This window comes from Geobacillus sp. B4113_201601 (genome assembly GCF_001587475.1).
GTDB lineage: Bacteria > Bacillota > Bacilli > Bacillales > Anoxybacillaceae > Geobacillus > Geobacillus icigianus.
Genome location: NZ_LQYX01000121.1, coordinates 357697 through 362019 on the forward strand (window position 1 = coordinate 357697; position 4323 = coordinate 362019).

At 38.3% G+C, this 4323-nt stretch carries 5 protein-coding genes; all 5 read left to right on the top strand.

The window, feature by feature from the left end; all coding sequences use genetic code 11:
• Nucleotides 1-395: 395 nt before the first annotated feature.
• The 5 genes from B4113_RS18275 to B4113_RS18295 all read left to right on the top strand — a co-directional run bounded on the left by B4113_RS18275 (nucleotide 396) and on the right by B4113_RS18295 (nucleotide 3920).
• Nucleotides 396-647, top strand: a complete 252-nt coding sequence (locus B4113_RS18275) for a hypothetical protein (protein WP_033022033.1) — start codon at nucleotides 396-398, stop codon at nucleotides 645-647.
• Nucleotides 648-844: 197 nt separating this feature from the next.
• Nucleotides 845-1246 carry a sporulation protein gene (locus B4113_RS18280; RefSeq protein ID WP_061912743.1) on the top strand — a complete coding sequence of 134 codons (402 nt, stop codon included), beginning with the start codon at nucleotides 845-847 and terminating at the stop codon, nucleotides 1244-1246.
• A 508-nt stretch (nucleotides 1247-1754) separates the two neighbouring features.
• Nucleotides 1755-2477: a glycerophosphodiester phosphodiesterase family protein gene (locus tag B4113_RS18285; RefSeq protein ID WP_033843589.1), complete on the top strand. Its 723-nt coding sequence runs from the start codon at nucleotides 1755-1757 to the stop codon at nucleotides 2475-2477.
• An 11-nt stretch (nucleotides 2478-2488) separates the two neighbouring features.
• Nucleotides 2489-2800: a multidrug efflux SMR transporter gene (locus B4113_RS18290; protein ID WP_033843591.1), complete on the top strand. Its 312-nt coding sequence runs from the start codon at nucleotides 2489-2491 to the stop codon at nucleotides 2798-2800.
• Between the two features lie 379 nt (nucleotides 2801-3179).
• Nucleotides 3180-3920 (top strand): MgtC/SapB family protein, encoded by a 741-nt coding sequence (locus tag B4113_RS18295; protein WP_051962674.1) that lies wholly within the window; start codon nucleotides 3180-3182, stop codon nucleotides 3918-3920.
• The last annotated feature ends 403 nt before the right edge of the window (nucleotides 3921-4323 follow it).

Sequence of the window (4323 nt, forward strand, 5' to 3'; positions counted from 1 at the left end):
TTTGATAAACGGCTTGTCCACTTAAATCACCGGTCTCCTAGGGGACCGGTGATTTACTCGCACAAACGCTTCTCAGAATCGTTTCTCAAGCAGAAAAACTGGTTGCATCAGATTCTATGTTCAAGCGTTCCATCATCGATCAAGGCAAACAACGATTTTTCACCGGTCTCCTAGAGATCACCGTCCTTCTAAGAGGCCGGTGATTTAAGGAGAAATACTGCTCTTCGACAGTGTTCCCAAACCAAAAAACGTTGCAACGTCATCATTTCATTCCTCGTGACTTCTCCTCAATCGAGCCAATTGGTTGTTTTTCACCAGTCATCTAAGGAAAAAGTCATGAACGGGGAACGAAAGCCATACATTGGAATAGGAACGGCGAAAAGGGGGAGAAGCGGATGTACCGCGGGAAAATCGCGGGTCAAGAAGTGATCGTCCGACTGGGTAGTCGGGTCAGCCGCCGCTATTTCAGCGACAACAAAATTTACCACATGGTTCTTTCGTATGGAGAATCAGCGTTTCGCAAAGGGCAAGACACATTTTGCATCTATCACGACCGCGTCGGCTTGATCGTTGCTGAAGTGGAGCAGCAAGAGGTTCCCGTGATCCGGATCGACTATATTATCGAAACCGAAAACGTGTACGAATAGCTGATTGACAATTGAAAGCAAATGCGGTAATTTTAAATGTAAGCGGTAACAAAAAACATGTTCGCCTGTTTTCGCCTTGGGACAGACGTGGCCGCATCGGCGGGGGCGTCTGTTTATTTTTTCGTTTGGCTGAAACGGGCGGCGGTTTTTTTTCGTAATATTGAATGTGACAAGAGAGGCAAAATGAGGTGACAACGATGCTGTTGCGCAAAATGATGTCAAAGGTCGGAGTCGGGTCGGCGCACGTCGACTTGGTCTTAGATAAATCGTTATGGCGACAGGGAGATAGGATTCAAGGAACCGTCCACATTTACGGCGGAACGGTGGAACAAAGGATCGAGCGGCTCGATATGGAGCTTGTGCAAAAAACAATCGAAAACGGCAAGGAGCTCGATGACATTGTCGCCGTCATTCCAGCGGCCGGTGCGTTTTCGATCAAGCCGAACGAGAAAAAGGAGATTCCGTTTTCCTACACGATTCCGGAAACCTTGCCGCCATCGCGCCCCGGTCGGTCGTACCGGTTTATCACCCGCCTTCAGATCGAAGACGCGGTCGATACGCTCGACTTCGATTACGTGCAAATTTTGCCGAAGAAATAGGTTGACAGCGTTTTCAAAAGATGATATGCTAAAAGCAAGTTAATAACGTTGTGGTGGAGAAGCGGAGACCCACACATGTTCCTCGTTGCTTAGCGGGGAAGTGTGTGGGTTTTTGACTTTTTTGATGGATCTTGGGGAAGTTAGCTTCCTCCAAAGGCTATCGATCCTAAAACTTCATTTGTGCGTGAAATTTAACCGTTAGGGGGTGAATGTATTAAGCCCGTTATACTATATAAAAGGAGAAAAAATTCCTATACAAGAAAATGCTAGCGACAAAATGTGACATTCGTTTGTAACAATCTTTCTATAAGTACATTCCATGGAAGAGATATCTTTCTAAGTTATTTAGTAAACTCCCAAGAGTCACTGCTTTCTCCACAGCTCCTACCGCATGAGGAGGGAAATGAGTTATAGGTCAATTATTATATTTTTAATTTTCTTTATTTTTATAATTTAATGTCATTATCAACTAGCATATGAAGTATTCTTTATCGGGAGGGTGTGCATAATGATAATTTATGCTCATCGAGGACTGAGCGGATGTTATCCTGAAAACACTATGATAGCTTTTCAAAAAGCTTATGAATGTGGAGCTAGAGCCTTAGAGTTGGATATCCAAATTACAAAAGATGAAAAAATAGTTGTCATACATGATGAGAAGATAGATAGAACAACAAATGGGAAAGGGTTTGTAAAAGACTTTACAGTTGACGAGATCAAGGATTTTGATGCTGGATCTTGGTTTGATCATTTATATAAAGACGAGAAGATCCCCACCTTAGAAGAGGTGTTACAATGGTTAAGCAATATTGAAGGTAGAATGTTAGTAAATATAGAACTAAAAAACAAGGAATTTTCTCAGAGGAAATTTCTAAGAGAATTAATCAATGTTATCAAAAAGTATGATTCCCCCAATCATCATATTATTTTTTCTTCTTTCATTTTTGAAAATTTAATAGAATTAAGAAATCTAGACAAAGAAGTTTCGTTGGCTTTATTAATAGAATGGAATAATAATTATTCAGTGAAAGAAATAATGAGATTATCTAAAATAGTTAATGCAAAATATGTCCATACTGATATAAGGTTTTTGCAGTCTGATATAGTTGATATGCTTTGCAATTTAATTAATGTGTGTGTCTACACTGTTAATGATAACAATATTTATGAAATAGCTAAGAGTAAAGGTATATTTGGTATTTTTACGGATTTTGCAAACAAGATGATTTGAGGTGCTTAATATTGGCTTGGATTTTTTTAGCGATAGCAATCTCTTTTGAGATACTAGGAACAGTATCATTAAAACTTTCTAATGGTTTTAATAGTATTTGGGCAACTCTTTTAGTAGTAATGTGTTACACAATTTGCTTTGCGTCCTTGGGTATCGCTCTCAAAGGGATAGATGTTTCTGTAGCCTATGCGATATGGTCAGGGTTAGGGATAACTTTCATTTCATTAATTGGGGTAATTTTTTTTAATGAAGAGTTTAATATAGTGAAAGGTCTAGGTATTTTTATGATAATAATAGGAGTATTGTTGTTAAGAATATATTGATTTTTCGTTATTTTATTTTTTATATTTCTGTAGTAAGGAGCAACTTTTTTAACATTTGCAGCTTTTACAGAGCTAACCGGCATTTGATCGACTGTCGGGCGACCGAACCACGCCGCTATGGGTCTGTGAAGCGGGTGGTTGTTCGGTCTTCCGTCACGCCAAGGTGTGACGAGGTCTTGCCTCCGACAGTCGAGAAAATAGACAAGCTACTTTTTCGTCAAGGATATGTTAAATTTTTTCGTTGCATCATCCTGAAAATACCCGAACTCTAAAATGCGTAAAGTGGCAGCGTTCAACATAGGGATATTTTCATCTCTCCGATGGTGACGAAATTTTTGGTCAAGGGAGTCTATATTGTATATATATAAAGGAGGATTTTATGTTCGAAATTTCTACTTTCTCAATAATTGAAAGAATATCATTGGCTGCATTGTTAGGTGGCATTGTTGGTTGGGAAAGAGATTTGAGGGATAAACAAGCTGGAATTAAAACACACTTACTGGTTTCAGTAGGTTCTGCTTTGATTATGATTTTATCAACTTATGGTTTTCAAAATATGATAGATCATGTGAATGCACGATTTGATCCAGCACGTTTGGCTCATGGTGTGATTAGTGGAATAGGCTTTTTGGGTGCAGGGGTTATCATGAGAAGGTCAGATAAGAAAGTATCGGGAATTACCACTGCAGCTACTCTCTGGGTTGTAGCTGCAATCGGATTATGTGTAGGCGCAGGTTTTTATACTCCTGCTTATGTTGTTACTTTTGTTGTTTTGGTGAATGCTTTTGGTCTAAGAGCAATAGAATCAAAGTTTTTTTATAGTTCCGGATATATAAAATTGCAGATTACTCACGATGAAGAATCCAATCCTTTTAGAGAAATAAACAATTATTTAGAAAATTACGGTATAATTATGGAAGCGGTGAAGTTTTGTGAATATACAGAATCAAACGGTGTTTATTGTTTGAATATTATTATTCTTGTTAAATATAAGCAGAATGGCTGTCTAGTTGATTTTATAAGGTGTTTGAATTCAATACAAGGTTTTAGGGTAGTTGATTGTAATGATAAAAAAGCATTACTCAAAGAAAAATGGGAAGAAGCGGCCCCGACACTTTAACTTATTTGATTAATATCGTTGTTATTTGTGGATATACAAAAATATCCTTGGTGTGTATATAGTGCAATTTGAAGATTTAACATTTGTAGCTTTTACCAAGCATTTGATTGATTGTCAGCTGATATTGCCAGTCACCCAAGGATATACGATTGGCAAAAGGCATAGCCAACTCGAAATTCGATTAAAAAATTCTTCTAAACATACTATATAAGTTGCAATAAAGAATTTCCGATTTTTCGTTGCGCGTTTCATCTAAGTACAAGTTGATTATGATAGAACGAGTCCAGTAATCAGCAGGATGTAAAACAAAATTTCAACTTATATATACAAGGAGCATTCCCGTTAGGAGCTTTTCCGGGGACTTGATCAAAAAAAGCCCTCTTGGTATGATGCAGGGGTGTCA

Excerpts from the sequence above, each read along its gene's own strand:
- B4113_RS18295 (WP_051962674.1), top strand. The coding sequence starts at position 3,180 with ATGTTCGAAATTTCTACTTTCTCAATAATTGAAAGAATATCATTGGCT.
- B4113_RS18285 (WP_033843589.1), top strand. The coding sequence starts at position 1,755 with ATGATAATTTATGCTCATCGAGGACTGAGCGGATGTTATCCTGAAAAC.
- B4113_RS18280 (WP_061912743.1), top strand. The coding sequence starts at position 845 with ATGCTGTTGCGCAAAATGATGTCAAAGGTCGGAGTCGGGTCGGCGCAC.
- B4113_RS18275 (WP_033022033.1), top strand. The coding sequence starts at position 396 with ATGTACCGCGGGAAAATCGCGGGTCAAGAAGTGATCGTCCGACTGGGT.